The following is a 25,904-nucleotide window of genomic DNA, read 5'->3' on the forward strand; positions in this document are numbered from 1 at the left end:
CGCCATCTCGCTCATCAGGTGCGAGGAGATGAACACGGTCCGACCCTCCTCGGCGAGGGACCGCACCAGCCGGCGCACCCACTGCACGCCCTCGGGGTCCAGGCCGTTGACCGACTCGTCGAGGGTGAGCGTGCGGGGGTCGCCAAGCATCGCCGCGGCGATCCCGAGCCGCTGGCCCATGCCGAGGGAGAAGCCGCCGACCCGCTTGCCGGCGACCGTGGCCAGGCCGGTCACCTCGATCACCTCGTCCACGCGCGAGGCCGGGATGTTGTGCGTCGCGGCCATGGTGCGCAGATGGGAGCGGGCGCTGCGGCCCGGATGCACGGCCTTGGCGTCCAGCAGCGGCCCGGCCTCGGACAGCGGGGAGCGGTGCTCGGGGTAGGGCTTGCCGTTGACAGTCACCTCGCCCGACGTCGGCCGGTCCGGGCCCATGACCATCCGCATGGTGGTGGACTTGCCGGCTCCGTTGGGTCCGAGGAAACCGGTGACCGAGCCGGGAGCGATGGTGAAGCTGATGCCGTCGACGGCAGTCTTCTCGCCGTAGCGCTTGGTCAGCTCGTGCGCCTCGATCATGACGATGCCTCCTCGGTCTGCTGGGCGGTGGCCTCTGGCGCCGGCTGCTCGCCGGTGAGGCGGAGGACGACGTTGCCGCGCTTGCGGCCGGTGTCGACGTAGCGGTGCGCCTCGGTGATGTCCGCGAGGTCGTAGGTCCGATCGCGGACCGCCCGGTAGGCGCCGGCCTCGGCGAGGTCGACCAGGAACGCCAGGTCCTCGGCGGTGGGCGTGCCGACGTCGGCGGTGACCAGGTGGCCGGTCCGCCGGCGGCGCACCGGCGCGAGCAGCAGCCCGCGTAGGTCGGTGATCACCAGCAGCAGCGCGCCGCCCGGCTCCAGCAGATGCCGCACCCGCTCGAACGGGGCGTTGCCGACGCAGTCGACGATCACGTCGTAGCCGGCCGGCTCAGCGGTGAAGTCCTCGATGGTGTAGTCGATCACCCGGTCGGCGCCCAACGACGTCACCAGCTCGCGGTTCGCGCCGCTGCAGACTCCCGTCACGTGCGCGCCGGCGTGCGCGGCGAGCTGCACGGCCGCGGTGCCCACCGCGCCCGATGCCCCGTTGACCAGCACCGCCGCGCCCGGGGCGAGGCGGGCCTGCTGGAGGAAGCACCGGGCGGTCAGCCCGCCGAAGACCAGCGTGACGGCGTCCTCGAAGGTCATGGTGGCGGGCTTGCGGGCGATGGCGTCGCCCGGCCGAACGAGGGCGTACTCGGCGTGTCCGCCGAAGTGCCCGCCCAGCATGGCGATCACCTCGTCTCCGGCCCGGAACTCGGTGACGTTGGACCCGACCGTCTCGACGACGCCGGCGGCATCGAAGCCGAGCACCGGGTGCTTCGGCCGGAAGAGCCCGATCCCCGCCGCGGCGAGCAGGCCGAGCCCGCGGGGCACCTCGCGGCTGCGGGCGCGGTGGTCGGCGGCGCTGACCGTGCTGGCGTGCACCCGGATGAGGACGTCGTCGGGGCCGACCGACGGCCGCGGCAGCTCCTCGACCCGGACGGTGTCCGGCCCGCCGAACCGGCGGTAGACCGCGGCCCTCATCGGATCGCCGGCGCGGGCACAGCGGCGGCACCGACCGCCGGTGGCAGGGCGGCGACGGCGGACGGCCGGAAGCCCTTGACGGTCAGGTACACCCCGAGCGAGAACTCCCACACGGCGATCGGGATGAAGGCGACCGCGGCGAACGGCGACACTCGGTCGATGACGCCGAAGATCGCGATGTCGGAGGCCAGCAGCAGCGGGGCGCCGACGAGCCCCAGGGTGGGCAGGATGCGGGGCACGAGGCCGGACCGGTAGAGCACGTAGCCCAGGCACAGCGCGTTGAAGACGGGCATCAGGCTCTGGGACAGCAGGAACGTCCAGTCGTAGGTCGCGACCAGGGTGTGCGCGGTCGTGACCAGCGAGCCCTGGTCGGCGTCGGCCGTGCGCGCGACGTCGTCGCGCAGGCTGACGAGCGTGTGGATGCTGACGACGCCGACGATGATGAGGCTGCCCTCGACGACCCGGGCGGTGACGAACCCGAGGCCGGCCGTCTCGCTCACCCGCTTGGTCACCGGGAACAGCACCACCGCGGTGCCGATGCCGGCCAGGGCGACGACCAGCTCGGAGAAGGACCCCCACAGCACGGCGGTGGCGCTGCCGGTGCCGAGGACGAACTCGGCGCCGTCCCGCACCGGCTCGAACACCATGAGCGTGGGCACGGACACGAACGTGACCAGGTAGAGGATCCCCGCGGCGCGCGACGTCCGCCGCATCGGATCGGGCGGGGCCGTGTTCGGCGGCGCGGTCGGAGTGGTGGCTGTCATGGCGGTCTCCGGGGTGGGTCGAGGCCTCAGCGAGGCCGGAGGGGTGGGTCGGCGTCCAGACGGGTGACCGCGATCAGGGGCAGGCCCAGGTCACGAATCCGTGCCAGCACGCCGTGCAGTGCTGCTTGGTCGGCCACCGGGCCGGCTAGGACGGTGGTGCCGTCGCCGGCGGTGGTGAGGGTCATGCCGTCGAACCAGGAGGCCCAGCGGCGCTCGAGGCGTCCTCCGATGCGGATCTCGTAGCGACCGGCGTCCGAGAGGCCGATGTGCCGGTTCTCCGTCATCGGGACCCCCTGGCCGGGTACAGGCCGGAAGGGTTCTCGGCCGCTGCTCCGGCGTCTGCTCGGTAGGGGGAAGGTAGGAACCGGGGTGGTGAGAGCGGATCACCAAGTGTGGTGATCCGGGTGGTGAAAGGACGGCGGCCGGGGCCTAGTGGCCGCCGTTGGCATGGCCCGGGCGGTCGCCGGCCCGGGCACGCAGGTCGAGCTCCTGGGCACGGCGGACCGCGGCACGGCGGTTGGTCACGCCGAGCTTGGCGTAGATGTTTCTGGTGTGGGTGCGCACGGTGTTCACCGACACGAACAGCCGGCGGGCGATGTCCGGGCCGTCGAGGTCGGTTCCGAGCAGCTGCAGCACGTCCAGCTCGCGGGCGCTCAGCGGCTCGGCCAGGCCGTCCGGCTCCCGTGTGGGCACGCCTTCCACCCGGGGCCGGGGGATCGCCGAGCCGCCGGCCGCGGACCCGTGAGCGGCGAGGAGCCGCCGGGCGTAGCTCGCGTCCGAGCCCGACGACGCGACGGCCTGGAGCAGGTCGATGACGGGGGCACCTTCGTCGAGGAAGATCCGCACGTAGCCGCCCGGTTCGGCCAACGTGAGCGCGCGCCGCAGGGCGGCGAGCGCCGCCGCCGTCTGTCCGCGGGCGGACTCGGCGAGCGCCAGCACGACCAGCCCGTCCACGACATGGCCGGTCCGCCCGCCCTGCTCCGCCGCGGTCAGCAGGCGGTCCAGCAGTCGGCGTGCCTCGGTGATCGGGCGGTCGTCTCCGTCGGCGGCGCACCGGGCCACCAGCGCCCGGACCAGGGTGAGGTGCTCGAACTCGCGCAGGTACGCCAGGTCATCGTCGACCGACAGCGCCCGCTCGCCGGCCCAGCCCAGCGCGTCGGCCCACCGGCCGCAGCGGGCGAGCAGGCGTGCCCGCAGTGCCGCCACCGGCCGCACCTCGGGGAAGTAGTCGGCGGCGTAGCGGCGTTCGGCCTCCTCCAGCAGCGCCAGCGCGCCGTCGAGGTCGCCCTCGGCCTCGCAGATGCGGGCCATGGCGGCCCGCCAGCGGTACGGGGTCTGCGGCAGGCCGGCGTGCTCGCCGAGTTCGCGGCTGATGGCGAGGTGTCGGCGGGCGGCGTCGAGCTCTCCGCGTTCGATGAGCACGCCGGCCACGCCGACGTGCATGTCCGCCGCGCCCCGCAGCGTGGGCCCGGCCTCGGGGGTGACCAGGCGCAGCGCCCGCTCGAGCGCGCGCAGCGCCTCCTCGAGCCGGCCTTGCGTGAGGCGGATGTCGGCCAGCGCAATCGTGCAGCCGGCGACGTCGGAGAAGTGCCCGGCCCGCTCCAGGTGCGCCGCGGCCTCGGCGTACCACCGGTGCCCGGCCTCGAGGTCCCCGGTGCCCCAATACGCCAGGCCCAGCAGGCCGGCGGCCGGGCCGCGGGTGAGGTGGTCGTCGTCGGCGCCGGCGAGATCGAGCGCCGCCCGGGCGCGCCGGATCGTCCCGGCCGGGTCGCCGGACAGCAGCGCCTGCCCGGCGCGGTACAGGCAGATCGCGCTGGGCACGCGGCGGAACGCCTCCCGGTCGACCACGACCATCTCCGCCGACGGCGCCCTGGGGTCCCGGCCGTTGCCCGGCGTCCGGGTCGCCCACCGTTCGGCGTCGCGCAGATGCTGCTCTACGCCGTCGGTCAGGCCGCTGACCATCAGGGCTGCGGCGTAGCCGATGCTGAGCACCGGCCGGACGCGGAGCACCTCCGCCGGGAGCGCTGCCAGCCAGCGGCGCATGGTGGCCTCCTGCCGGCCCTGCTGCAGCGTCGGCAGCATCAGCTCGATCAGCCCCGCGGCGTGTTCGGGGTCGCCGCCGGTCAGCGCGTGGTGCACCGCCTCGGCCCGCTCGCCGGTGGCCTCGTGCCAGTCGGCGGCCCGTCGATGCAGGTCGGGGACGGCGTCGGGCTGCTCGCTGTGCAGGTGTGCCTGCAGGACGTCGGCGAACAGGTGGTGGTAGCGGTACCACCGGCGGCGGTCGTCGAGCGGGATCAGAAACAGGTTCGCGCGGTCGAGGGCCTCCAGCGTCTCCCGGCCGTCGTGCCGGCCGGTGACCGCGTCGCACAGCGGACCGCTCAGCCGGCTCAGGATCGAGGTCTGCAGCAGAAAGGACCGGATCCGCTCCGGCTGGCGCTGCAGGACCTCCTCGACGAGGTAGTCGACGATGTATCGGTCGTCGCCGGCGAAGTCGGCGAGGAAGGCGGTGGGGTCCGCCCGGCCCTGCATCGACAGCGCCGCCAGCTGCAGCGCGGCGATCCAGCCCTCGGTGCGGGTGTCCAAGATGGACACCTGGCCGGCGGTCAGGGCCAGTCCCATCGCCTCGGTGAGGTACTGGGCGGCCTCCTCGGCGGTGAAGCGCAGGTCGGCGGCGCGCAGCTCGACCAGCTCACCGCGGACCCGCAGGCGCGCCAGCGGCAACGGCGGATCGGCGCGGCCGGCGATCACCAGGTGCGCATGCGCCGGCAGGTGCTCGAGCAGGAATGCAACCCCTTCGTGCACCTCGGCGGACTCGATGACGTGGTAGTCGTCGAGGACCAGCAGCAGGTCGCCCGGGACGGCGTCCAGGTCGTTGACCAGGGATGCGACGACTGCCTCCGCGGGCGTCTGCGGCGAGGACAGCAGGGCGAGCGCGCCGGCGCCGACGTCGGGCACCGCCGTCCGCACCGCGGCTACCAGGTAGGCCCAGAACAGCGACGGATCGTTGTCCCGCGCGTCGAGGGACAGCCACGCCACCGACCGGTCAGCCGCGGCCGCGGCGGACAACCAGTCGGTGAGCATCGTCGTCTTGCCGAACCCGGCCGGCGCCGACACGAGCGTCAGCGCCGCCTCGTCCCCGCGGCTCAGCCGCTCGATGAGCCGGGGGCGGCTCACCAGGCCGCGCCGCCGCCGGGGCGCGTGCAGCTTGGTGGTGAGCAGGGGGCCCATGACGACCACCTCCCTGGAGGGGCCAGGCCCCGGGGTCGACGACTCTGGTCACCGGCCACGCCGTCGGCTCCGGAAACGCATCGTGGCAGCCGGGGCGCGCGGTGTCGACGGCCCTGGCTCCGGGCCTGTGGGTGATTAGGTCTTCTTGGCGGTGCGGCGGGGCGCGCCGCGGACGTGGATGCGTTCCCTCTGCGGGCCCAACAGGCTGAGGATCTCGACCGGCTGGTCACCGGCGGGTACGAACCAGTGCGGCAGCCGGGTGTCGAACTCGGCGACCTCGCCGGGCCCCAGGGTGAGGTCGTGGCCGACCAGGATCAGCCGCACCCGCCCGGCCAGCAGATACAGCCATTCGTGGCCCTCATGAGTGCGCAGTTCCGGTTCCCCAGGCTCGGGCGGGATGATCGTCTTCCAGGCCTGGATGCCTCCGGGGTTGCGGGTCAGCGGCACGACGATGCGGCCGCCTCGGCGCCGTGGGGTGAACCGCACCTGGGGGTCGCCGACCTCGGGCGCGCCGAACAGCTCCTCCAGCGGAATCCGGTGCGCCTGCGCGGTCGGCAGCAGCTCCAGGCTGGGCCTGCGCTGGCCGGACTCAAGCCGCGACAGGATGCTCTTGGAGATGCAGGTCGCCGCGGCCAGCTCGGTCAGCGTGTCTCGCGCTGGGTCTGCACCCGCTTCGTCTCCGTGGAGCGCGGCTTGGTGACCACCGCGCAGCCGTCTCGCCGATGGCAAGGACCTCGGCCTGATGCCACGACCCTCACCGCCCCGGCCCGCGCTGCCGTCTGCGACCGGTAGGCACGGGCTGCTGCCCGGCTCGCTGGCGGGTCCGGCTCCACCCGCGTACGACGCTGCCCTCCGTCCCGGTTCACCATCCGGATCACCAAACATGGTGATCCGCTCTCACCATCCGTCTCCCTACGTTCCTACGCACCGGCGCACGCCGGACCACCGGCCATGACGACCGAGGGTGCAGGCGGCGACCGACCGCGCACGCCGCGGCGGATCAGCACCTGCCATGTGGAGGAGGAGACGTGACGGAGAATCAAACGCCCTACCCGGTCCGCGTCGACGCGTCCGAGGACGCGCCGTCACGGGGATTGTGGCTGGTGAAGTGGCTGCTGCTCATCCCTCACTTTGTCGTACTGGTGTTCCTGTGGCTGGCGTTCTACGTGGTCGGCGTGATCGCATTCTTCGCCGTCCTGTTCACCGCGCGCTACCCGCGCGGACTGTTCGACTTCAACGTCGGTGTGCTGCGCTGGTCGTGGCGGGTGCACTACTACGGCTACTGGGCGCTCGGCACCGACCGCTATCCGCCATTCACCCTGGCCGACGTGCCGGACTACCCCGCCCACCTCGACGTCGCCTATCCCGAGCGGCTCTCCCGCGGACTCGTGCTGATCAAGTGGTGGCTGCTGGCCATCCCGCACTACCTGATCGTCTCGATCTTCGTCGGCGGCGGGATCTGGCTGGCCACCCGGGCCGGTGACGCCGACGGCAGCTGGGCGGCCAGCGTCAGCCTGCTCTCCCTGCTGGTGTGCATCGCCGCGATCGTGCTGTTGTTCACCGGCCACTACCCCAAGCCGCTGTACGACTTCATCCTCGGCGTGGACCGCTGGGTCCTGCGGGTGGCCGCCTACACCGCACTGATGACCGACCGCTATCCGCCGTTCCGCCTCGACCAGGGCGGCACCGACCCCGGCTCGGCGCCCGCCGGCCCCCTGCCGCCCGCCCCCGTCGGCCTGCCGGCGACCCCACCTCCCACCCCGGCCGCGCCGGCGCGGTGAACACCCACCGTCCCCACCCATGGACCGCAGGACTGCCCGTTCCGCTGGCGCCGTCCGGGAGTCAGCCGCAGCTCCGCCGGCTGCACCCGTTCTGACCCGGTGAGCCCCTGGCCGCCCCGGGATGGCGACCCATTCCGGGGTGACCAGGCACACGAACTCCCACCCAGTCCGGCCGACGCGTACACGTCTCGACTCCAGCATCGATCGCAAAGGAAACCGTCATGACGATCACCGGCAAGACCACAGAAGCGGTCAGAGCCCCGATGAACACGAGGCGAATCGCCACCATCACGGGCTGGTTGATGGTGGTCACCTTCGTGACCTCGATCCCCGCGTACTTCATCTTCTACGCCCCGGTGCGATCCATGACCGGGCGTTCCTGCTCGGCCCAGGCATCTTCGCCGGCGTCGCGAACGGAATGATCCTGAGTTACCTGATGTATCGGTCCGGCTTGGTGCCACGAGGCATGGCGATGCTGGGACTCATCGCAGGTCCAGTGCTCGTCGCGGCGGCTATCGCCGTCATGTTCGACGTCATCGAGCGCGGCGGCACAGTGCAGGGCATCGCGACGATTCCGGAGTTCATCTGGGAGCTGTCCTTCGGCATCTACCTCATCGTCAAGGGATTCAAGCCGTCTCCGATCACCCCCGACAGCCTCACCGAATCCGGACCCGTCCAGCGCGACGGCGGGTCGGGAGTGCCAATGCCGCGACGCGGCAAAGGCCTCGTCGCAAACACGCGCCCGGCAGAGCGCCCATAGCAACACCACCCGGGCCCACCTGAAGAAGGAGTCATGAACGTCGATCAAGTACTGGACACGCCCCGGCCTCTCGGGGACGGCGTGGCAGAGCTACCGCTGTGGCGGCTGAACCTCATGCGCGTCGGCTACGCCGTGATGGGCGTCGGTCTGGCCGTGGTGAGGTGGCCGGACGTCATCTTCTACGACCGGTCCATGCCGCTGTTCGAGGGAGTCGTCGCGGTCCTTCTCACCGCCATGTCACTCCTGGCATTCCTGGGGCTGCGGTACCCCGTCCGGTTGCTGCCGATCCTGCTCTTCGAGTCCCTGTGGAAGCTCATCTGGCTCTCCGTGGTCGCCCTGCCCGCGGTGGTGGCCGGTGACGTGGACGCGGCCACACGAGAGGTGATCGTCAGCTGCTCGCTGGTCGTCATCATCCTGGCCGTCATTCCGTGGCGATACGTCTGGCAGCACTACGTCACGGCGCAGGGCGATCGGTGGCGGGAAGCAGCCGCCTGATCGACAAGGGCAACGAGGCCCGCCACCCGTACGGGGGAGGCGGGTCTCCGCCGTGTGCGCCGGACTTGGACGCTCAGGGCAGCGGCCAGAGGCCGCGCCCCCAGTCCTAACAGGCTAGGGCGGCGAAGCCGGGAGGACTGAGTCACGTTCGACTCCGGTCCTTACATACATGTGATTGGTGTGGAGAGTCGCCGATCGTTCCGCCGACCCGGCGCGGCCGCAGTTGCCACCTCGAACCACGGCACCCGAACCGGCAACGGGCCGAACTACGGCGAGGAGCCGCTCTTCCGGCCGCCATACGTGGCGCTCAGGCACGCGGAAGGCACGTGGTCCGCCCGACTTCACGCTGACCAGCCAACATGGCGCTTGGAGTCTCAAGCCTTCCAAGCTGGCCATGCCGGTTCGATCCCGGTCACCCGCTCCACGTACTGACCAGCTCATATGCCCGTCTACACAAGTCAACGAGGCTTTGACGTCGCTTTCGTGCCTCAACGGCGCTGACCCCTGTTGACCGCTGACCACCGGCTTTGGCCGGTGCTTAAGGCACGGATACGGCAGGAAGCTGCCGCCCGCGCCGCTGTGCCTCGGGCCGACGGCCGTCTCTCGCCCGTCTCACGGGGATGGGCCCGGACCCGACGGGCGGGCCCTGCAGCCGTACGAGTGCAAGTGCGTGCTACCGGGTTTCTGCTGGGCAGCGCCTCGGGGTTGATGCCCAGCTGCTTGCCGATCCGGCCACCCGCGCCGGCGCGGGTGGCGGGACACCTTCGGCCTGACCCATGTCCCGCGGCCCGAGGACTGGCTGATCATGCCGGTCGACTACACGGGCTTCCGCCTCAAGCCGGTCGGATTCTTCGACCGCAACCCCACGCTCGACGTCCCGCCAGACGCCAGCGCCCACTGTCAGTCGCGATCGGCCGGTGCGGCGGACGGCGCCGCGGCGGACGGCTGCTGTCACAGCTGACGTCGGTGTCGGGGACACTCGATCCCCTCACGACGAACGGGAGACCCGTGCCGAAGCTGGTGGACCGGGAAGTACGGCGCCAAGAGATCCTGGAAGTGACCTGGCGACTCATGGCGACGCGAGGTGCCGACGCGGCGACGATGCGAGAGATGGCCCGCGAGGCGGGTCACGCCAACGGAGCCCTGGCGCCGTACTTCGCCGGCAAGGACGAGCTCGTCGAAGCTGCGTTCGTCCACGTCTTCGACCGGACGAACGACCGCATCCGGAGAGCGGTCGTCGGGAAGCGAGGGCTGTCCGCGCTCCGGGCCTTCCTGGTGGAGGTCCTGCCGGCCACTGAGGACACCCGACTGGAGGCGCGGATCGTGCTGCCGTTCTGCAGCCGGACAGTCGCCGACGATCGCTTCGCCGAGCTGAACGACGCTGCCATGCGGCGATGGCGCCAGGAGCTGCGGCGGTTGGTCGCCGAAGGGCGTGAGGACGCCGACGTCACCGTCGACACGCCGGACGACGTGCTGGTCGAGCAACTGGTCGCGACCGCACTGGGGCTTCAGGTGCTCGCTCTGCTCCCCGGGTCACCAACCTCCGCGGACACGCAGCTGGCCATGCTGGAGTCCGCCCTCACCGCGCTCTCCCCCCGCTGACCATCGGTCAGCTCAGCGGCCGCAGCAGGTCTCGGAGCCGCTCGATCCCCGCCCCGGTGGCCGCCGGGTCGTCGAGGCAGACCTGCTGGAAGACCAGTCCGTCGACAGCCGCAAAGACCGGGTGTACCGGGGCATCGTCCGCGCGGATGCCGGCAGCTCCAAGTTCGACCTTCAGTGCATCCCGATAGGTCGCCTAGACCTGTTCCACCTGCGGGTGCAGCTTCGGTCGTCGCCTGGCCTCAAGTATCAGTTCGTACTGGAACGGCTGGTCGTCGGGGTTGGTGCTGACCATCTCGACGACACCTGCGAAGGCTGTCCCGCCCCGGGTCTGATGGAGGCTTTGGTCCGCCCCGGCTCCCGTGGAGTCGAGCAACTGGAATCCTGGCCACTTGGCCCCAGAGGGAGTCAGCGTAGGCGACTCAGTAGCCCACGCAGCTGGTCGAGGGCTGCTTCGGTAGCCCCGGTTTGGCCCAGACAGACCTGCTGGAACACCAGACCGTCGAGGGCCGCAAATACCAGGTGCACCAGGTTGAGGTCATCCGGCAAGCCGCAGGCCTTCATCTCCACCCGCAAGGCCTCTCTGTACGCCTCGTAGAGGCGCTCGACATGAGGCCGCAGCTCGGGTCGCCGGCGTGACTCCAGGATCAGCTCGTACTGGAAAACCGCGTCGTCAGCGTCCTGCTCGAACCAGGAAGTGACCCCGACGAACAGCGCAGAGACGTCTCCACTGCCAGGCGCCGAACTGAGCGACGCAACGCCGTGATCGAGGGAGAACTGCAGGGCTTCTTCGATCAGCGCATCCCGTGAACCGAAGTGGTGTGCGACGAGTCCGTGCGCGACGCCTGCTTCCGCTGCCACCGAGCGGTACGTGAGGTGACGCAGCCCCCGGGTCGCGCCCACGCGCACCGCAGCAGCCAGCAGCGCGGCCCGACCCTCGCCGTACCGCGGGCCGCCGCGCAGCAGCGCCGTCTCAGCGGCGGTCAAGGCATACCTCCCTGCAGCGAAGCCCCAGCCCCGAGGCGGCATCGACCCCCGGGCACCCGCAACCAGCCTCGCGCATCCGCGAGCGCGCCGCTGGTACGGACACCAGGATGCCTCAAGAAAATCAACGCTGTCCACTTGACCAGTTTCACTGACTCGTGCATCTTGTGTGCCAGCGATCACATCTGTCCAACTGGACAACTTGTGGTTGAGAGCCACCTGCACTTCCCGTCGGTGCCAACCGGAGATCCCGGACGGCGCCTGTCTCACGGCCACACCACCGCGGGCGGCCAATCCCTCAAGCCCCACCTGCGTCTGCAGGACTCGTGCACCAGAGGAGACCCAGTGACCACCTCCCCCGACGCCGACGTCGTCGTCATCGGCGCCGGCTTCGCCGGCATCGCCGCCGCGCGCGAGCTAGGCCGACAAGGACACCGCGTGGTCGTCCTCGAGGCCCGCGACCGCATCGGTGGTCGTACCTGGACCGAGGCTCGCCTGGGGCGTGACCTCGAGCTCGGCGGAACCTGGGTGCACTGGATCCAGCCGCACGTCTGGGCCGAGCTGACGCGCTACGGCTTGGGTGTGGTCCCCTCGCCGACTCCGGTGAACGGCTACTGGATCACCGACGGCCAGCGGCACCAGGGCACCGCGCAGGAGTTGCTCGAACTGATCGACCGCGGCATGGCGGCGAGCACCCTTGAAGCGCTCACCTACTTTCCCCGCCCCTACGAGCCGCTTCTCCTCGGTGAGCAGCTCCAGGAGCTCGACCGGACGTCCATCCGCCAGAAGCTGGAACAGGCTGGCCTGTCCGCGAGCGAGTTCGACGCCGTCGAGGGCATGTGGGCCACCAACTTCAACGGGCCCACTGACGTCGGTGGCTACGCGCAGGCCCTCCGGTGGTGCGCCCTCGCCGGTGGCAGTTGGCAGCTCATGTTCGAGGCTTGCGCCACGTACAAGATCGTCGGTGGAACCCGCCGCCTGATCGAGGCCATGCTGGCGGACTCCGGCGCCGAGCTCCGTCTCGGGGCTGAGGTCACCGCCGTGGCGCAGGATGCCGACAGTGCCACCCTGACCCTCACGGACGGGACCACGCTGACCGCGGCCGCCGTGGTGGTGACCCTCCCCCTCAACGTGCTCGACAGCATCACGTTCGACCCCCCGCTCTCCGACACCAAGCGCCGAGCCGCCCAGCAGGGGCAGACGTCCAGAGGGACGAAGGTATGGGCCCGCCTCCGCGGCGAGTACGAGCCCTTCGTCGCGCTCGCACCGGGCTCGGCGCCCCTGACGCTGTGCCAGGTGGAGTACGTCGAGGACGGCACAACCGTGGTGGTGGCTTTCGGTGCCGACAGCGGGCGACTCGACGGCACCGATCGCGCGGCGGTCGAGCAGGCCCTCCGAGCCTGGCTGCCCGATGTCGAAGTCCTCGATGTCGCCTGCCACGACTGGGTCGCCGACCCGTTCTCCGGCGAGACCTGGCCGATGTTGCGCGCCGGCCAGCTCACCGGCGCCCTCGCCGAACTGCAGCGACCCGAAGGCCGGGTCCTCCTGGCCGGCGCCGACTACGCCAGTGGCTGGGCCGGGTTCATCGACGGCGCCATCGAAAGCGGCTTGCGCGTCTCCCGGAACGCCCACGCCCTTCTCACCGCCGACGTCCACGCACCGGACGCGGAACCCGCCCTCCCGGCGCTCACCGGCGCCTGAGCCCCACCCAAACCCACCCCGAGGAGACCACCGTGACCCGACACCTCGTCGAGTTCGTCCACGTCCGCGTCCAGGAGGGCAAGGAGGACGAGTTCCTCGCCAGCCGCCCCGGGGCCGTTGCCGCCGTCGCGGCCGCGATCCCCGGCTTCGTCGCCGCCCCGGTCATCGCCAAGGGCGAGGACGGCCTGTGGACCGACGTCTGGATCTACGACAGCACCGAACAGGCCGAGGCGGCCAACGCCAAGGCCGCCGACATGCCGGAGTTCGCCCGCATGGCCGCCGTCAGCGAGGTCGTCTCCATCGACATGGCCTGGATGCCGGTCGCCTGACCGGGAGCCAGCCAAGTAGCGCAGACGTCCTGCACACAACCTCAGCCGATCACGCTCACCCACCTGCGAGGAGTCCGCCATGAGCGATTCACTGACCCCTGAGCGACACCACCCGCCCAAGACACTGCGATGGCACCACGGCTTCGTGCTGGCACTGCCGATCGTGTCCGGGCTGTTCATCTCGATGGGCTACACCGTAGGTGCGATCGGCGCCTGGCCTGCGATCGCCATCGGTGCCGGGCTGGCCATCGTGGCCCTGCTGCAGAACCACCTCTTCGCCGAGATGGCCGGGATGTTCCCCGAGAAGTCCGGCGGCGTCCCGTTGTACGCAACGGAGGCTTGGAAGCGGTACTTCGCCCCGATCGGACCGCTGGCCACGTACGGCTACTGGTGCGGGTGGGCCCTCGTCCTCTCCCTGGTCGGGCTCACGGTCGGCGCCCTGGTGCAGGCGCAGTGGTTCCCGGAAGCCACCTGGGTGCTGTTCTCGACCGGGTGGGTCGACATCGGACTCCCCCACCTCATCGCCGCCGTCACGGTGGTCGCCTGCACGGTGATCAACGTGCTCGGCATCAACATCGCCGTGCGGTTCAACCAGGTCATCGGCGCCGTCTACGTCGTGGTTCTGGCGCTGCTCGCCATCGGTCCGTTCCTCACCGGCGGGTGGGACGTCGGCCAGCTGAGCTCGCGACTCGACGGCTGGCAATCAGCGATGGTCTGGCTGTTCGTGTCGGCCTGGGCGATCTACGGCACCGAGCTCTGCGCCTCCTTCGCGCCGGAGTACCGGGACACCGTCGGCGACACGTCGAAGGCGCTCCGTTCCGTCGCGCTGTTCATGGTCTTCGCCTACGGACTCGTTCCGCTGGCCACCACCGGTCAGCTCGGCGAGGTCACCGTGACCGAGAACCCCATCACCTACGGCGTGGTGAGCGTCCAGGAGATGCTCGGGGGCGCCTCCGGCTTGGTCACCGCCGTTCTCTGCGGTGCGCTGTTCCTCAGCATGATCTCCTCCTCCGCCGACGCCGGCCGCGCCCTGTACGGCATCGCCGAGGAGGACATGACCATCAAGCAGTTCGGGCGGCTCAACGAGCGCGGCATGCCCGGCGTGGCCCTCTGGGTCACCATGGCGGTCAACCTGCTGATCCTGGTGTTCGTTGGCAACCCAGTCGCGATCCTGATCGCCAGCAACATCGGCTACATCCTGGCCATCACGCTGGCGGTCATCGGGTTCCTGCTGCTGCGCAGGGACCGGCCGCAGTGGCCCCGGCCGATCAAGCTCGGCCCCGCATGGACCGGCATCGCGGTCGTGATCGCGGTGTTCAACGGCGCCATCCTCGTCATCGGCGCGACGAACCCCGGGCTGAGCTACGCCGGTGGTTTCACGGAGGTCCTCATCGGACTGGTGCTGCTGCTCTCCGGGGTCCTGCTGTTCGTCTACCGGAGAGTGGTCCAGGACCGCGGTCCCCTGAAGCTGCGGGAGGAAACGCCGGCCATGCCGACCACGCAATCCGAGACGTCCCGCGTCTGACGCCACGGCCCGGGTGTCGTCGCCGACGACACCCGGGCCAGGGACCGTCGCCGCGGGAGCCGATGCACCGCGTCGCCGGTCCTTTCCCACGCCAACGATCGACTCGACCCCGACCCTCGAGAGGGGAACGCACAGCATGCCCATCGACGCAGCGGCGCCGGCCCAGGAACCGGCGGTCGCCCTCATCACCGGTGGTGGAACCGGCATCGGGGCAGCAACGGCCGCAGCCCTCACCGCGAGCGGCTGGTCCGTCCTGATCTGCGGGCGTCGGCAGTCAGCTCTGCAGCGCGTCGCCGAGGCCACGGGAGCTCATCCGCTCACCTCGGACGTGACCGCCCGCGGCGAGGCCGACCGCGTCGTCTCCGAAGTCATGCACCGGTTCGGCCGGCTCGACGGCCTCGTGCTCAACGCCGGGACCGTGCGCCCAGGAGCGGTCGGGGACATCGCCGAGTCCGACTGGGAGGCGATGGTGACGACCAACCTGACGGCTCCCTATCGGTTGCTGCACGCCGCCCTACCCCACCTCGTCCGTCACCGCGGCTCGGTTGTCGGCGTCGCCTCGGTCAGCGCGCTGCGGGCCTCCGGCGGCATCGCCGGCTACAACGCCACCAAGGCCGGGCTGACCATGCTGCTGCAGTCGGTGGCCGTCGACTACGGCCCCCAGGGCGTCCGAGCCAACGTCGTCTGCCCCGGCTGGACGCGCACGGAGATGGCCGACGAGGAAATGGCCACCCTCGGCCAGGAGCGCGGCGTCACTGTCGAGAACGCCTACGCCCTGGCCACCGCGCTGGTGCCCCTTCAGCGCCCTGCCCGGGCCGACGAGGTGGCCACGGCGATCCGTCACCTGCTCTCACCTGCCGCCTCCTACGTCAACGGCGCGGTGATCCCGGTCGACGGCGGCCATTCCGCCGTCGACGTCGGCACCGTCGCCTTCGACCCGCGCTTCACCATTGCGCTCCAGCCGGCCTGAGCCGCACCGAACGAGAGAGGAGCCCTGGCGTGGACCTGCACCTTCGCGATCGTGTCGCTCTCGTCACCGGCGGCGCCTCGGGGATCGGCCGCGCCTGCGTGGACGCCCTCATCGCCGAGGGTGCTCGGGTGGCCGTCCTCGACCGCAGCCTCGAGGGCAAGCCGGTCGTCGACGACCTGCGACGGCGGGGACACGCCGTCGAGTTCGTCCGGGCGGACGTCACCGTCGAGGAGCAGGTGGCCGACGCGGTGGCACAGACCGTCGAGATCTTCGGCCGCCTGGACACCCTGCTCGGGTGCGCTGGCATCTCCGGCCCGGTAGGAACCCTCGCGGCCGACGTGTCCGAGCAGGACTGGGACCGCGTGATGGCCGTCAACATCAAGGGCAACTTCCTCGTCGCCAAGCACGCCATCCCGCGACTTGCGGACAGCGACGTCGGGACCATCGTGTTCATCGCTTCGGACGCGGCCCTGGTCGCCTTCGAGGGCATGACTCCCTACAGCACCTCCAAGGGCGCCGTCCTCATGCTCACGCGGTCGCTGTCGACCGACCACCCCGGCATCCGGGTCAACTGCCTGTGTCCCGGGGTCGTCGACACCCCGATGTCCCGTGGCGATCTCGGCCGCCCGCAGGGCTTCGCGGGGACAGGCCTGCCGGTGATGCAGCCCGAACAGATCGCCGCACACGCCACCTTCCTCGCCTCACCCGTCAGCGCGCCCATCAACGGGACCCCGATCGTCTCCGACTTCGGCTACGTCGCCCGGTCCGCACTGCCCCCGCTCGACTTCACCACCGCCTGACCCGTTCGGCACCCCTACACACAGGAGAACCTCATGACCACGCCAGCCAACACGTTCAGCTGGGCCAAGGACGACTGGACGTCGCTCAACGAGATGGCCGACGGCTTCAACGAGTACCGCCCAGCCCACTCCACGGCGCTCGAAGGACAGCGTCTGGAGCTGCAGTGCCGCATTCCCGGCGTGCCGGAGTCGGACTTCACGCTGGTTCACGAGTTCGACGCCGGCTCACTGCGGTGGACGCTGCAAGAGGGCGACGGTGTCCGTGAGGGAAAGGACCGCTGCGAGCTGTTCGAGATGCAGCCCGGCCTTTTCTTCCTGCACTACCAGCGCAGCGCTGAGGATCACCCGGTCGTCGTCACCATGGCCCTCGACACCCGCAGCGGTCAGGCCACAGGGGCCGTCGGCGAGCTCGGGCTCGAGCCGGACCCCCACCTGGCCCGCCAGCAGTGGTTCCAGGGGCAGCTCGTGGGAACCGACGCCACCGCCGACGGCGCTCACGCGTACACCGACGAACTGCTCGGGCACCGCGTCCGCTACGCCTACAGCAGCGACGACGTCTACGACCACATCTACCTCAACGAGCACCTGTTCACCTGGGTCTGCCTCGGCGGCGCCGAGCTCGGCGTTGCGGACACCGACCGCGCCGCCTACTGGAAGCTGCGGGAGGACACCTACCTGTTCTCGTGGCTCGAGAAGAACGTCGGCGTCGAGGGCATGGTCCTGATCGACCTCGCAGCCCTGCGCACCGTGGGCATCCAGTTCGGCCTCGACCAGGGGACCGGCGATCTGGTCAACATCACGATGGGCGCCTACGCCACCGACTTCGGCCGCGTGCCCAGCGTCCCCGAGCACCGGCCGGGGCCCGCCTGACCGACCGTCCCACCCGGCGCCCGGGCTCCCGCGACCTCCGTCGGGACCCGGGCGTCGACGTCTCCGCGACATCGAGTCCTCGTGCCCCTTGTGTCGCAGGCCACCCCCCCGTACCGTTGGACCGGTAAGAGAACGCACCGTTCGATTATCGGACGACAGCGGATCAGGAGATCCCCCCATGGCAGCCAAGCCCTTCGCTTCCTCCGCCGATCTCGGCGTCAAGGAGCAGACCCTCGAGGTCCTCGCCGACGGCGTGTACGCCCTGACCGCGGAAGGCGACCCCAACCTCGGCGCCATCGAGGGCGAGGACTTCCTCGTCTGCTTCGAGGCGCTGGCCACCCCAGTCGCCGCGCGCCGCTGGCTGGCCAAGCTGCGGGAGCACACCGACAAGCCGGTCCGGTACCTGGTGCTCAGCCACTACCACGCCGTCCGGGTGCTGGGCGCCAGCGCGTTCGACGCCGAGATCATCGTCAGCTCCGAGCAGACCAAGGGCCTGATCGCCGAGCGCGGGCAGCAGGACTGGGAGAGCGAGTTCGGCCGGATGCCGCGGCTGTTCGAGGAGCCGGAGTCCATCCCGGGCCTGACCTGGCCCACGATGACGTTCCGCGACAAGCTGACCATCGAGCTCGGTGGCGACCGCGGCGAGCTGGTCCTGGAGTTCCTGGGCCGCGGGCACACCGAGGGCGACATCGTGGCCTGGATCCCCAAGCACGAGATCCTCTTCGCCGGCGACCTGGTCGAGTCCCAGGCGGCGCTCTACACCGGCGACGCGTTCCACTTCGACTGGGCCTCCGACACCCTCGACCGGGTCAAGGCCCTGGGTGCGCAGCAGCTCATCGGTGGGCGTGGCGCCATCGCCCGCGGCCGCGATGAGGTCGACGCCGCGATCGAGCAGACCCGCGACTTCCTGCTCACCATGCAGCGCACCGTCGGGGATGTGCACCGCGCCGGTGGCACCCTCAAGCAGGCCTTCGAAGCCACCCACACCGCCCTGGCCCCGAAGTACGGCAAGTGGCCGATCTTCGAGCACTGCCTGCCCTTCGACGTCCAGCGCATCTGGGACGAGATGGACGGCATCGAGCGCCCGGTCATCTGGACCGCCGAGCGCGACCGCCAGGTGTGGGACGAGCTGCAGGGCTGACGACGGCGATGATGACCTCTTCCACGAGCGCACCGGTCCTGGTGCTGGGCTGCGGTCCGGTCGGCCAGACCACCGCCCTCCTCCTGGCCCGTTGGGGCCTGTCCGTCGTCGTCCTGGATGGGCGCCCCGAGCGGGACGTGATCGGCAGCAAGGCGATCTGCCAGCAGCGCGACGTCCTCGACGTCTGGGACTCCGTCGGCGTCGGCGCGGAGGTGGCCCGCCGCGGCGTCACGTGGACGACCGCCCGGACCTTCCACCGCGACGAGGAGCTGTTCAGCTTCCAGTTCGCCGACCGCGGGAAGTCGCCCTTCCCCCCGTTCGTCAACATCTCCCAGTGCGAGACCGAGCAGCTGCTCGACGAGCGGATCGCCGCCGAGCCGCTGATCGAGGTCCGCTGGGGCCACCGGGTGACCGACATCCAGCAGGACGGATCCGGCGTGACCGTCGTCTGCGCCACCACGGACGGCGAGACGCCGGTCCGCGGCGCCTACGCCGTCGCGTGCGCCGGCCCGCGCAGCGACGCGATCCGCGCCGCGCTGGGACTGTCCTTCGAGGGCGAGACGTTCGAGGACTACTTCCTGATCTGCGACATCCGCACCGACCTGCCCGGCTGGGAGACCGAGCGGCGGTTCTACTTCGACCCCGAGTGGAACCCCGGCCGGCAGGTGCTCATCCACCCGTGCCCGGACTCCACGTTCCGGATCGACTGGCAGGTGCCGCCGGACTTCGACCTCGCTGCCGAGGAGACCTCGGGCGGCCTGGACCGGCGCATCCGGCAGGTGATCGGCGACCAGCCCTACGAGATCGTGTGGAAGTCGGTCTACCGCTTCCACTCCCGCGTGGTCGACCGCATGCGGGTCGGCCGGGTGCTGGTCGCCGGCGATGCCGCGCACCTGGTCTCGCCCTTCGGGGCGCGCGGCCTGAACTCCGGGGTCCTGGACGCCGAGAACGCCGCCTGGAAGATCGCCTTCGTCGCCCGCGGCTGGGCTCCGGAGTCGCTCCTGGACAGCTACCACGACGAGCGGCACGCGGCGGCGCTGGAGAACATCGACGTCACCGGGGCAACCATGCGGTTCCTCGTGCCGGGGACTGACGAGGAGGCAGCTCGCCGCCTCGACGTCCTGGAGCGGGCGGCGACCGACCCCTCCGCCCGGGCGCTGGTGGACTCCGGCCGGCTCGCCGAGCCGTTCTGGTACGTCGACTCGCCGCTGACCACCCCCGACGAGCGGCGGCCGTTCCGCGGCCGGCCGGCCCGCGGGGACGTCCCCGTGCCGGGACCGGGTGTCCTCGTTCCCGACTGCCCGATCAGCGTGCCCGGCCGGCCGGAGCTGGGCCGGCTCCGGCAGCTGGCCCGCGCCGGGGTCACCGTTCTCGTGGGAGACGACGCTCCGCTCCCCTCGCGGCCGGAGACCCTGCCGGCGGACCTGCCCGTCGCCGTGCACCGCATCAGCGAACTCGACGCCGGCCCCACGCTGCGCGAGGCGCTCGGCGCCCGCCCGGACGAGATCTGGGTCCTGCGCCCCGACGGTCACGTGGCCGCCGTCCTCACCCGCATCGCCGACGTCGCCCCCGCGGTGGCCCGGCTGCTCGACCGCTCCGTCCCCAGCCCCGTCCTCGCCTGAGAAAGGACCCCCTCCCATGGCGTTCTACCAGCAGGTGGGCAGCGTCCCGCCGAAGCGGCACACCCAGTTCCGCGCTCCCGACGGCACCCTCTACTCCGAGGAGCTCGTCGGCGAGGAGGGCTTCTCCTCCGACTCGTCGCTGCTCTACCACCGCGGCATCCCGTCGGCGATCGTCGACGCCCGCCCGTGGGAGCTCCCCGACCAGACCCTCACGCCCAACGCCCCGCTCACCCCGCGGCACCTGAAGCTGCACGACCTCTTCCCGGGCGAGGAGCACAAGGCCACCGACGCGGTCACCGGCCGGCGCCTGGTGCTGGGCAACGGCGACGTCCGGATCTCCTACGCCGTGTCCTCGGCGACCTCGCCCTACTACCGGAACGCGACCGGCGACGAGTGCGTCTACGTCGAGCGCGGCTCAGCGACGGTCGAGACCTCCTTCGGCGCGCTGGAGGTCGGGCAGGGCGACTACGTGATCATCCCGCGCACGGTCACGCACCGCTGGGTCCCGACCGGCGACGAGCCGCTGCGGACCTACGCCATCGAGGCCAACAGCCACATCGCGCCGCCGAAGCGGTACCTCTCCAAGTACGGGCAGTTCCTGGAGCACGCGCCGTTCTGCGAGCGCGATCTGCGCACGCCCACCGAGCCGCTGCTGGCCGAGGGCACCGACGTCGAGGTCTACGTCAAGCACCGCGGGAGCGGCCCGGGTGGGCTCACCGGCACCATCCACGTCGTGCCGGAGCACCCCTTCGACGTGGTCGGGTGGGACGGCTGCCTCTACCCCTACGTGTTCAACATCGCCGACTACGAGCCGATCACCGGCCGGGTCCACCAGCCGCCGCCGGTGCACCAGGTCTTCGAGGGCCACAACTTCGTGATCTGCAACTTCGTGCCGCGGAAGGTCGACTACCACCCTCAGGCGGTGCCCGTCCCCTACTACCACTCCAACGTCGACTCCGACGAGATCATGTTCTACGTCGACGGGGACTACGAGGCCCGCAAGGGGTCCGGCATCGGCAAGGGCTCGATCTCGGTGCACCCGGGTGGGCACAGCCACGGCCCGCAGCCCGGCGCGGTGGAGCGGTCTCTGGGCATCGAGTACTTCGACGAGCTCGCCGTCATGGTCGACACCTTCCGGCCGCTGGATCTCGGTGAGGGCGGGCTCGCCGTCGACGACGGCAAGTACGCCTGGTCGTGGTCGGGACGGGGGCCGTCGGCGTGACCACCCTCTTCGACGGGCTCTTCGACGACGCGGCCCTGTTCCCGCCCGGGAACGCCTCCATGGCCGCCGCCGTCCCGGCTCACCGTGAGCTGCGCGAGCGGCTCGGGCGCCTCGTCGGCCCCTTCGTCGTACCGGCCGCCCGGCTCGACGAGCTGAGCGCGCACCTCGACGCCGGCCCGGCGTTCGAGATTTCGCTGATCGTGGCGGCCGGTGACCTGCCGGCCGCCGTGCGGCGGGTCGAGGAGGACCCGGGCCTGACCCTGGCCGCGGTCGAGGTGCCGGTCGTCGCAGACGCGGAGGCCGCGGCCGAGGCGGTGCGCGCACTGGACGAGGTCCTGCCCGCCACCGTGCCGGCGGCGGTCGAGCTCCCCCGCTCGGTGGCGCGGGACGAGGTGCTCGACGTCCTCGCCGGCACCCGGTACCGCGCGAAGCTGCGCACCGGTGGCGTGCGGGCGGAGCTGTTCCCGTCCGTCTCGGAACTCGCGGAGACGCTGCACGCCTGCGTCGCGCGGGACGTGGCGTTCAAGTGCACCGCCGGCCTGCACCACGCCGTCCGGTACACCGACCCGGCGACGGGGTTCGAGCACCACGGCTTCCTCAACGTGCTGCTGGCGGTCTCCGCGCTGCCGGCCGGGGCGCCACCGCAGATCGCCGCGGAGCGCCTGCTCGACTCCGACGCGGGTGGCATGGTCGCGGCCCTCCGGACCTGGCCGCCCCATCGCTCAGGCCGGGCTCGGGCGCTGTTCACCTCCTTCGGCACCTGCAGCGTGCTCGAGCCCGTCGACGACCTCGTCGCGCTCGGCCTGCTGCCCTCCCCGGATCGGATCCCCGCGTGACCGCGAACGCCCAGAGCTGGCTCGACCTGCCCGACGACACCGGGTTCGGACTGGGCAACCTGCCCTACGGTGTCTTCTCCGACGCCTCCGGCCGCCGTCGCACCGGCGTGGGGATCGGCGACTTCGTGCTCGACCTGCACGCGGTCACCGGCGACGACGTCCACGCGACGGGGTCCCTCAACGCCTTCATGGCCCGGGGGCCGGAGGCGTGGCAGGCCCTGCGCACGGAGCTGACGACCTGGCTCACCGACGCGGCGCACCGGGAGAAGGTGGAGCCGCGCCTGCTGGCACGGACCGACGTGACGATGCACCTGCCGATCGAGGTGGCCGACTACGTCGACTTCTACAGCTCGCAGCACCACGCGGAGAACCTGGGCCGGATGTTCCGGCCCGACTCCCCGCCGCTGACCCCCAACTGGAAGCACCTGCCCATCGGCTACCACGGCCGCTCCGGCACGGTCCAGGTCTCGGGCACCCCGGTGGTCCGCCCGGCTGGGCAGCGCAAGGTGCCGTCCGACGACGCCCCGACGTTCGGACCGTCGCAGCGCCTGGACATCGAGGCGGAGATCGGCTTCGTCGTCGGCACCCCGTCGGAACTCGGCCGACCGGTGCCGCTGGGCGACTTCGCCGATCACGTGTTCGGCGTCTGCCTGGTCAACGACTGGTCCGCCCGCGACCTGCAGGCCTGGGAGTACGTGCCCCTGGGCCCCTTCCTGGGCAAGTCGTTCCTCACGTCGGTCTCGCCGTGGGTAGTGCCGCTGGCTGCCTTCGGCGAGGCCCGCGTGAATCCCCCGGCCCGGGACCCGAAGCCCCTCCCCTACCTCGACGACACCGACGGCGAGCCCTGGGGCCTCGACATCGCCATCGAGGTGCGCCTGAACGGCGAGCTGATCTCGTGCCCGCCGTTCGACCTCATGTACTGGACGCCCGCGCAGCAGCTGGCGCACATGACCGTCAACGGCGCCAGCCTGCGCACCGGCGACCTGTTCGCCTCGGGCACCGTCTCCGGCCCCCGGTCGGACCAGCGCGGCTCGTTCATCGAGCTCTCCTGGGGCGGGAAGGAGCCGTTGGAACTCTCCGACGGAAGCACCCGGACGTTCCTCGAGGACGGCGACGTCGTCACCCTCACCGCGACCGCACCGGGAGCGGGAGGCAGCCGGATCTCCCTCGGCGAGGTCACCGGCCGGATCGAACCGGCGACCATGCCGTGAGCACCCCCGCACCCTTCGTCGGTGGCCCCGCCGGCGTCCTGAACCCCACCGCCCCCGGCACCGACCCAGGAGGACAACGATGACCACCCCCACCGTGACGACGCCCGTGGACACCGCGTCGGAAACGCCCACGTACGACAGCCTGTTGGCGAGCATCACCGACGCCGACGGCCGCGAGATCCTCGACCCGGCCACCGGTGAGGTCGTCGGCCGAGTCGCCTTCGGGTCCCCGGAGGACGTGGACCGCGCCGTCGAGCGCGTCCGTGCCGCCCAGCCGGCCTGGGCGGCCCGGCCGGACTCCGAGCGGATCGACCTGCTGCTCCGTGCGGCCGACGCCATCGAGGCGGCGGCCGAGTCCCTCGCCGAGCTGCTCTCCCGCGAGCAGGGCAAGCCCCTCAACGGGCCCAACGCCCGTTTCGAGGTCGGCGCCTGTGCCGCGTGGCTGCGTGCCACCGCGGCGACCCCGCTGCCGGTGGAGACCGTCGTCGACGACGAGGAGACGCACGCGGAGCTGCACTACCGGCCCGTCGGCGTCGTCGGCGCCATCGGCCCCTGGAACTGGCCCATGATGATCACCATCTGGCAGATCGCCCCGGCCCTGCGCATGGGCAACACCGTGGTGGTCAAGCCGTCGGAGTACACCCCGCTCAGCGTGCTGGCGCTCGTGGAGGTCATCAACGGCGTGCTGCCGGACGACGTCCTCGTGGCCGTGCCCGGCGAGGGCGAGGTGGGCGCACGCCTGTCCAGTCACGCGGGAGTCGACAAGGTGATGTTCACCGGTTCCACGCGCACCGGCCAGGCCATCATCAGGAGCTCGGCCGACACCGTGAAGCGGCTGACGCTCGAGCTCGGTGGCAACGACGCGGGCATCGTCCTGCCCGACGTCGACCCGAAGGCCATCGTCGAGGGGCTGTTCTGGGGCGCCTTCATCAACACCGGGCAGACCTGCGCGGCGCTCAAGCGCCTCTACGTGCACACCGACGTCTACGACGACGTGTGCGCCGCACTCGCCGAGGTCGCCCAGGCCATGCCTATGGGTCGCGGCCTGGACGAGCAGAACGTGCTGGGCCCGCTGCAGAACGAGGCGCAGTACGACATCGTCGCGCGGCTGGTCGACGCCGCGCGAGAGTCCGGCGCCAAGATCCTCGTCGGCGGCAACCCCGACCCCGAGGCTCCTGGCTACTTCTACCCGGCCACGCTGGTGGCCGACGTCGACGACGAGAACCCGCTGGTTGCCGAGGAGCAGTTCGGTCCGGCCCTGCCGATCGTCCGCTACACCGATGTCGACGACGCCGTCGCCATGGCCAACCGCCTGGACGTCGGTCTCGGCGCGTCGGTCTGGAGCGCCGACCGCGACGCGGCCCGCGCCGTCGCCGCCCGGTTGGAGGCCGGCACCGTCTGGATCAACTCCCACGGCGGTGTGCACCCGATGATCCCGTTCGGCGGGGTCAAGAAGTCCGGCTACGGGCTGGAGTTCGGCGCCGAGGGACTCAAGGCGGTCGCCGTGCCGCAGGTGATCAACGGCTGAGAGGCCACGACGCGGCCCCGGTCCCCTCACGGGGCCGGGGCCGTGTCGCATCTGAGACCCTGCACCTCGTGGCGACCGTAGTGTGGAACCGTCCGATCACTGAGAGGGACGGCGAGTAGTGGCAGACGACGACGGGGCAGTCCCCCAGTCCCAGACGCTGGACCGCGGCATCCGCATCCTCGAGCACCTGGCCGCGGTGGGCACCCCCCAGACGATCGCGGACATCGGCCAGACCCTCGCGCTCCACCGGTCGATCACCTACCGCCTGCTACGCACCCTGGAAGATCACCAGCTCGTCGAGCGGGACACCGTCGGGCGGTACCGGCTCGGACTCGGCATCTCCGGGCTCGCCCGCGGCGTGCGGAGCGACCTCCAGACGGCCGCGCTCCCGCGCCTCGACGCCCTGGTGGCGGAGCTCGGGATGACGGCCTTCCTCGTCGTCCGGGCAGGGGACGAGGCGGTGACCGTCGCCAGCGTCGAACCGCAGGACACGACGGCGCACGTCGTCTACCGGCCGGGCACCCGCCACCCCGTCGGCCGAGGGGCGCCGGGCCTCGCGCTGCTCATGCCGGAGCCGCCGTCACCCGACGACCGGGACGCCCTGCGAGCGGCGCGGGAGACCGGCTGGGCCAGCTCGCACGGGGAGGTCATCCCGGGCCTGCGCTCGATCGCCGTGCCTGTCCTGGGGCCGGACGGTGGAGCGAGGGCCGCACTGGCTGTCGTCTTCGTCGACGAGGCAGCCGACGTGGAGACGGTGGGCCACGCCGTGGCGGCAGCTGCGGAGAAGATCACCGCCGGCCTGCGCTGACCCGCCGCCCACCCTCCGGGGAGGTCAGGTGCGAGTACCTGTGGTCGGCCGGAGGCCGAGCACCTTCAAGGCGTACTTCACCGCCGGCCCGGCTCCCAGCACGATGGCCACCGCGCCAACTCCTACGGGGCCGCA

Annotated in this window: 25 protein-coding genes and 2 pseudogenes; 19 read left to right on the forward strand and 8 right to left on the reverse strand. The window is 71.3% G+C overall.

Going from position 1 to position 25,904, the window contains the following annotated elements:
* Positions 1-168: 168 nt before the first annotated feature.
* From ACFSHS_RS16295 to ACFSHS_RS16320, 6 genes and pseudogenes are all read right to left on the reverse strand, one after another.
* A pseudogene (locus tag ACFSHS_RS16295) lies at positions 169-573 on the reverse strand (ATP-binding cassette domain-containing protein); the annotation flags it as partial.
* Positions 570-1,595, reverse strand: coding sequence for an NAD(P)-dependent alcohol dehydrogenase (locus ACFSHS_RS16300; RefSeq protein WP_376878351.1), 1,026 nt, complete (start codon positions 1,593-1,595; stop codon positions 570-572). The pseudogene ACFSHS_RS16295 and the gene ACFSHS_RS16300, both read right to left, overlap by 4 nt.
* Positions 1,592-2,359: a DUF4386 domain-containing protein gene (locus ACFSHS_RS16305; protein WP_376878354.1), complete on the reverse strand. Its 768-nt coding sequence runs from the start codon at positions 2,357-2,359 to the stop codon at positions 1,592-1,594. The genes ACFSHS_RS16300 and ACFSHS_RS16305 overlap by 4 nt, the downstream gene beginning before the upstream one ends.
* Positions 2,360-2,385: 26 nt before the next feature.
* A complete protein-coding gene (locus ACFSHS_RS16310) occupies positions 2,386-2,643 on the reverse strand; it encodes a hypothetical protein (RefSeq protein WP_376878357.1) in 258 nt (85 codons plus the stop codon).
* Positions 2,644-2,788: 145 nt separating this feature from the next.
* The gene (locus ACFSHS_RS16315; protein ID WP_376878360.1) at positions 2,789-5,587 is read right to left on the reverse strand and encodes a winged helix-turn-helix domain-containing protein; all 2,799 of its coding nucleotides are present in this window, start codon (positions 5,585-5,587) and stop codon (positions 2,789-2,791) included.
* A 135-nt stretch (positions 5,588-5,722) separates the two neighbouring features.
* Positions 5,723-6,316, reverse strand: a complete 594-nt coding sequence (locus ACFSHS_RS16320; protein ID WP_376878363.1) for a helix-turn-helix domain-containing protein — start codon at positions 6,314-6,316, stop codon at positions 5,723-5,725.
* Positions 6,317-6,615: 299 nt separating this feature from the next.
* On the opposite strand from ACFSHS_RS16320, the gene ACFSHS_RS16325 reads away from it, so the two are divergent.
* From ACFSHS_RS16325 to ACFSHS_RS16350, 6 genes are all read left to right on the forward strand, one after another.
* On the forward strand, positions 6,616-7,368 hold the full coding sequence (locus tag ACFSHS_RS16325) for a DUF4389 domain-containing protein (protein WP_376878366.1): 753 nt from the start codon (positions 6,616-6,618) through the stop codon (positions 7,366-7,368).
* A 221-nt stretch (positions 7,369-7,589) separates the two neighbouring features.
* Positions 7,590-7,790, forward strand: a complete 201-nt coding sequence (locus ACFSHS_RS16330; RefSeq protein ID WP_376878797.1) for a hypothetical protein — start codon at positions 7,590-7,592, stop codon at positions 7,788-7,790.
* Positions 7,787-8,128, forward strand: coding sequence for a DUF4386 domain-containing protein (locus tag ACFSHS_RS16335; RefSeq protein ID WP_376878783.1), 342 nt, complete (start codon positions 7,787-7,789; stop codon positions 8,126-8,128). The genes ACFSHS_RS16330 and ACFSHS_RS16335 overlap by 4 nt, the downstream gene beginning before the upstream one ends.
* Before the next feature lie 33 nt (positions 8,129-8,161).
* On the forward strand, positions 8,162-8,623 hold the full coding sequence (locus tag ACFSHS_RS16340; RefSeq protein ID WP_376878369.1) for a hypothetical protein: 462 nt from the start codon (positions 8,162-8,164) through the stop codon (positions 8,621-8,623).
* A 769-nt stretch (positions 8,624-9,392) separates the two neighbouring features.
* Entirely contained in the window at positions 9,393-9,584 is a 192-nt protein-coding gene (locus tag ACFSHS_RS16345; protein ID WP_376878785.1) for a copper amine oxidase, read from the forward strand.
* A 47-nt stretch (positions 9,585-9,631) separates the two neighbouring features.
* Positions 9,632-10,225 (forward strand): TetR/AcrR family transcriptional regulator, encoded by a 594-nt coding sequence (locus ACFSHS_RS16350; RefSeq protein WP_376878372.1) that lies wholly within the window; start codon positions 9,632-9,634, stop codon positions 10,223-10,225.
* A gap of 7 nt (positions 10,226-10,232) precedes the next feature.
* On the opposite strand, the pseudogene ACFSHS_RS16355 reads toward ACFSHS_RS16350, so the two are convergent.
* Positions 10,233-10,598: pseudogene (locus ACFSHS_RS16355) on the reverse strand (hypothetical protein).
* Between the two features lie 32 nt (positions 10,599-10,630).
* Positions 10,631-11,209 carry a TetR/AcrR family transcriptional regulator gene (locus ACFSHS_RS16360; protein WP_376878375.1) on the reverse strand — a complete coding sequence of 193 codons (579 nt, stop codon included), beginning with the start codon at positions 11,207-11,209 and terminating at the stop codon, positions 10,631-10,633.
* 342 nt (positions 11,210-11,551) lie between these two features.
* Here ACFSHS_RS16360 and ACFSHS_RS16365 point away from each other — a divergent pair, with 342 nt between their 5' ends.
* From ACFSHS_RS16365 to ACFSHS_RS16425, 13 genes are all read left to right on the forward strand, one after another.
* A complete protein-coding gene (locus tag ACFSHS_RS16365) occupies positions 11,552-12,907 on the forward strand; it encodes a flavin monoamine oxidase family protein (RefSeq protein WP_376878378.1) in 1,356 nt (451 codons plus the stop codon).
* Positions 12,908-12,939: 32 nt separating this feature from the next.
* Positions 12,940-13,236, forward strand: a complete 297-nt coding sequence (locus ACFSHS_RS16370) for a hypothetical protein (protein ID WP_376878381.1) — start codon at positions 12,940-12,942, stop codon at positions 13,234-13,236.
* 79 nt (positions 13,237-13,315) lie between these two features.
* Positions 13,316-14,761, forward strand: coding sequence for an APC family permease (locus tag ACFSHS_RS16375; RefSeq protein WP_376878384.1), 1,446 nt, complete (start codon positions 13,316-13,318; stop codon positions 14,759-14,761).
* A 136-nt stretch (positions 14,762-14,897) separates the two neighbouring features.
* Positions 14,898-15,731, forward strand: a complete 834-nt coding sequence (locus ACFSHS_RS16380) for an SDR family NAD(P)-dependent oxidoreductase (protein ID WP_376878387.1) — start codon at positions 14,898-14,900, stop codon at positions 15,729-15,731.
* Between the two features lie 29 nt (positions 15,732-15,760).
* Positions 15,761-16,531, forward strand: coding sequence for an SDR family NAD(P)-dependent oxidoreductase (locus ACFSHS_RS16385; RefSeq protein WP_376878390.1), 771 nt, complete (start codon positions 15,761-15,763; stop codon positions 16,529-16,531).
* A gap of 33 nt (positions 16,532-16,564) precedes the next feature.
* On the forward strand, positions 16,565-17,401 hold the full coding sequence (locus tag ACFSHS_RS16390) for a MoaF C-terminal domain-containing protein (protein ID WP_376878393.1): 837 nt from the start codon (positions 16,565-16,567) through the stop codon (positions 17,399-17,401).
* 178 nt (positions 17,402-17,579) lie between these two features.
* Positions 17,580-18,542, forward strand: a complete 963-nt coding sequence (locus ACFSHS_RS16395) for an MBL fold metallo-hydrolase (RefSeq protein ID WP_376878396.1) — start codon at positions 17,580-17,582, stop codon at positions 18,540-18,542.
* A gap of 11 nt (positions 18,543-18,553) precedes the next feature.
* A complete protein-coding gene (locus tag ACFSHS_RS16400; protein ID WP_376878399.1) occupies positions 18,554-20,164 on the forward strand; it encodes an FAD-dependent monooxygenase in 1,611 nt (536 codons plus the stop codon).
* Between the two features lie 16 nt (positions 20,165-20,180).
* Positions 20,181-21,386 (forward strand): homogentisate 1,2-dioxygenase, encoded by a 1,206-nt coding sequence (locus tag ACFSHS_RS16405; RefSeq protein WP_376878401.1) that lies wholly within the window; start codon positions 20,181-20,183, stop codon positions 21,384-21,386.
* On the forward strand, positions 21,383-22,222 hold the full coding sequence (locus ACFSHS_RS16410) for a hypothetical protein (RefSeq protein ID WP_376878403.1): 840 nt from the start codon (positions 21,383-21,385) through the stop codon (positions 22,220-22,222). The genes ACFSHS_RS16405 and ACFSHS_RS16410 overlap by 4 nt, the downstream gene beginning before the upstream one ends.
* Positions 22,219-23,433, forward strand: a complete 1,215-nt coding sequence (gene fahA, locus ACFSHS_RS16415; protein WP_376878405.1) for a fumarylacetoacetase — start codon at positions 22,219-22,221, stop codon at positions 23,431-23,433. Before ACFSHS_RS16410 ends, fahA begins: the two co-directional genes overlap by 4 nt.
* A gap of 79 nt (positions 23,434-23,512) precedes the next feature.
* Positions 23,513-24,961, forward strand: coding sequence for an aldehyde dehydrogenase family protein (locus ACFSHS_RS16420; protein WP_376878407.1), 1,449 nt, complete (start codon positions 23,513-23,515; stop codon positions 24,959-24,961).
* Positions 24,962-25,079: 118 nt separating this feature from the next.
* Positions 25,080-25,769 (forward strand): IclR family transcriptional regulator, encoded by a 690-nt coding sequence (locus ACFSHS_RS16425; protein ID WP_376878409.1) that lies wholly within the window; start codon positions 25,080-25,082, stop codon positions 25,767-25,769.
* Positions 25,770-25,904: the final 135 nt, after the last annotated feature.

This window comes from Blastococcus deserti (assembly GCF_042682525.1).
Taxonomy (GTDB): Bacteria; Actinomycetota; Actinomycetes; order Mycobacteriales; family Geodermatophilaceae; genus Blastococcus_B; species Blastococcus_B deserti.

Bases quoted from the DNA above. Each gene is read 5' to 3' on its own strand.
- ACFSHS_RS16300 (WP_376878351.1), bottom strand. From the start codon at position 1,595: ATGAGGGCCGCGGTCTACCGCCGGTTCGGCGGGCCGGACACCGTCCGG.
- ACFSHS_RS16305 (WP_376878354.1), bottom strand. From the start codon at position 2,359: ATGACAGCCACCACTCCGACCGCGCCGCCGAACACGGCCCCGCCCGAT.
- ACFSHS_RS16310 (WP_376878357.1), bottom strand. From the start codon at position 2,643: ATGACGGAGAACCGGCACATCGGCCTCTCGGACGCCGGTCGCTACGAG.
- ACFSHS_RS16315 (WP_376878360.1), bottom strand. From the start codon at position 5,587: ATGGGCCCCCTGCTCACCACCAAGCTGCACGCGCCCCGGCGGCGGCGC.
- ACFSHS_RS16330 (WP_376878797.1), top strand. From the start codon at position 7,590: ATGACGATCACCGGCAAGACCACAGAAGCGGTCAGAGCCCCGATGAAC.
- ACFSHS_RS16335 (WP_376878783.1), top strand. From the start codon at position 7,787: ATGATCCTGAGTTACCTGATGTATCGGTCCGGCTTGGTGCCACGAGGC.
- ACFSHS_RS16340 (WP_376878369.1), top strand. From the start codon at position 8,162: ATGAACGTCGATCAAGTACTGGACACGCCCCGGCCTCTCGGGGACGGC.
- ACFSHS_RS16375 (WP_376878384.1), top strand. From the start codon at position 13,316: ATGAGCGATTCACTGACCCCTGAGCGACACCACCCGCCCAAGACACTG.
- ACFSHS_RS16380 (WP_376878387.1), top strand. From the start codon at position 14,898: ATGCCCATCGACGCAGCGGCGCCGGCCCAGGAACCGGCGGTCGCCCTC.
- ACFSHS_RS16390 (WP_376878393.1), top strand. From the start codon at position 16,565: ATGACCACGCCAGCCAACACGTTCAGCTGGGCCAAGGACGACTGGACG.
- ACFSHS_RS16395 (WP_376878396.1), top strand. From the start codon at position 17,580: ATGGCAGCCAAGCCCTTCGCTTCCTCCGCCGATCTCGGCGTCAAGGAG.
- ACFSHS_RS16400 (WP_376878399.1), top strand. From the start codon at position 18,554: ATGACCTCTTCCACGAGCGCACCGGTCCTGGTGCTGGGCTGCGGTCCG.
- ACFSHS_RS16405 (WP_376878401.1), top strand. From the start codon at position 20,181: ATGGCGTTCTACCAGCAGGTGGGCAGCGTCCCGCCGAAGCGGCACACC.
- ACFSHS_RS16420 (WP_376878407.1), top strand. From the start codon at position 23,513: ATGACCACCCCCACCGTGACGACGCCCGTGGACACCGCGTCGGAAACG.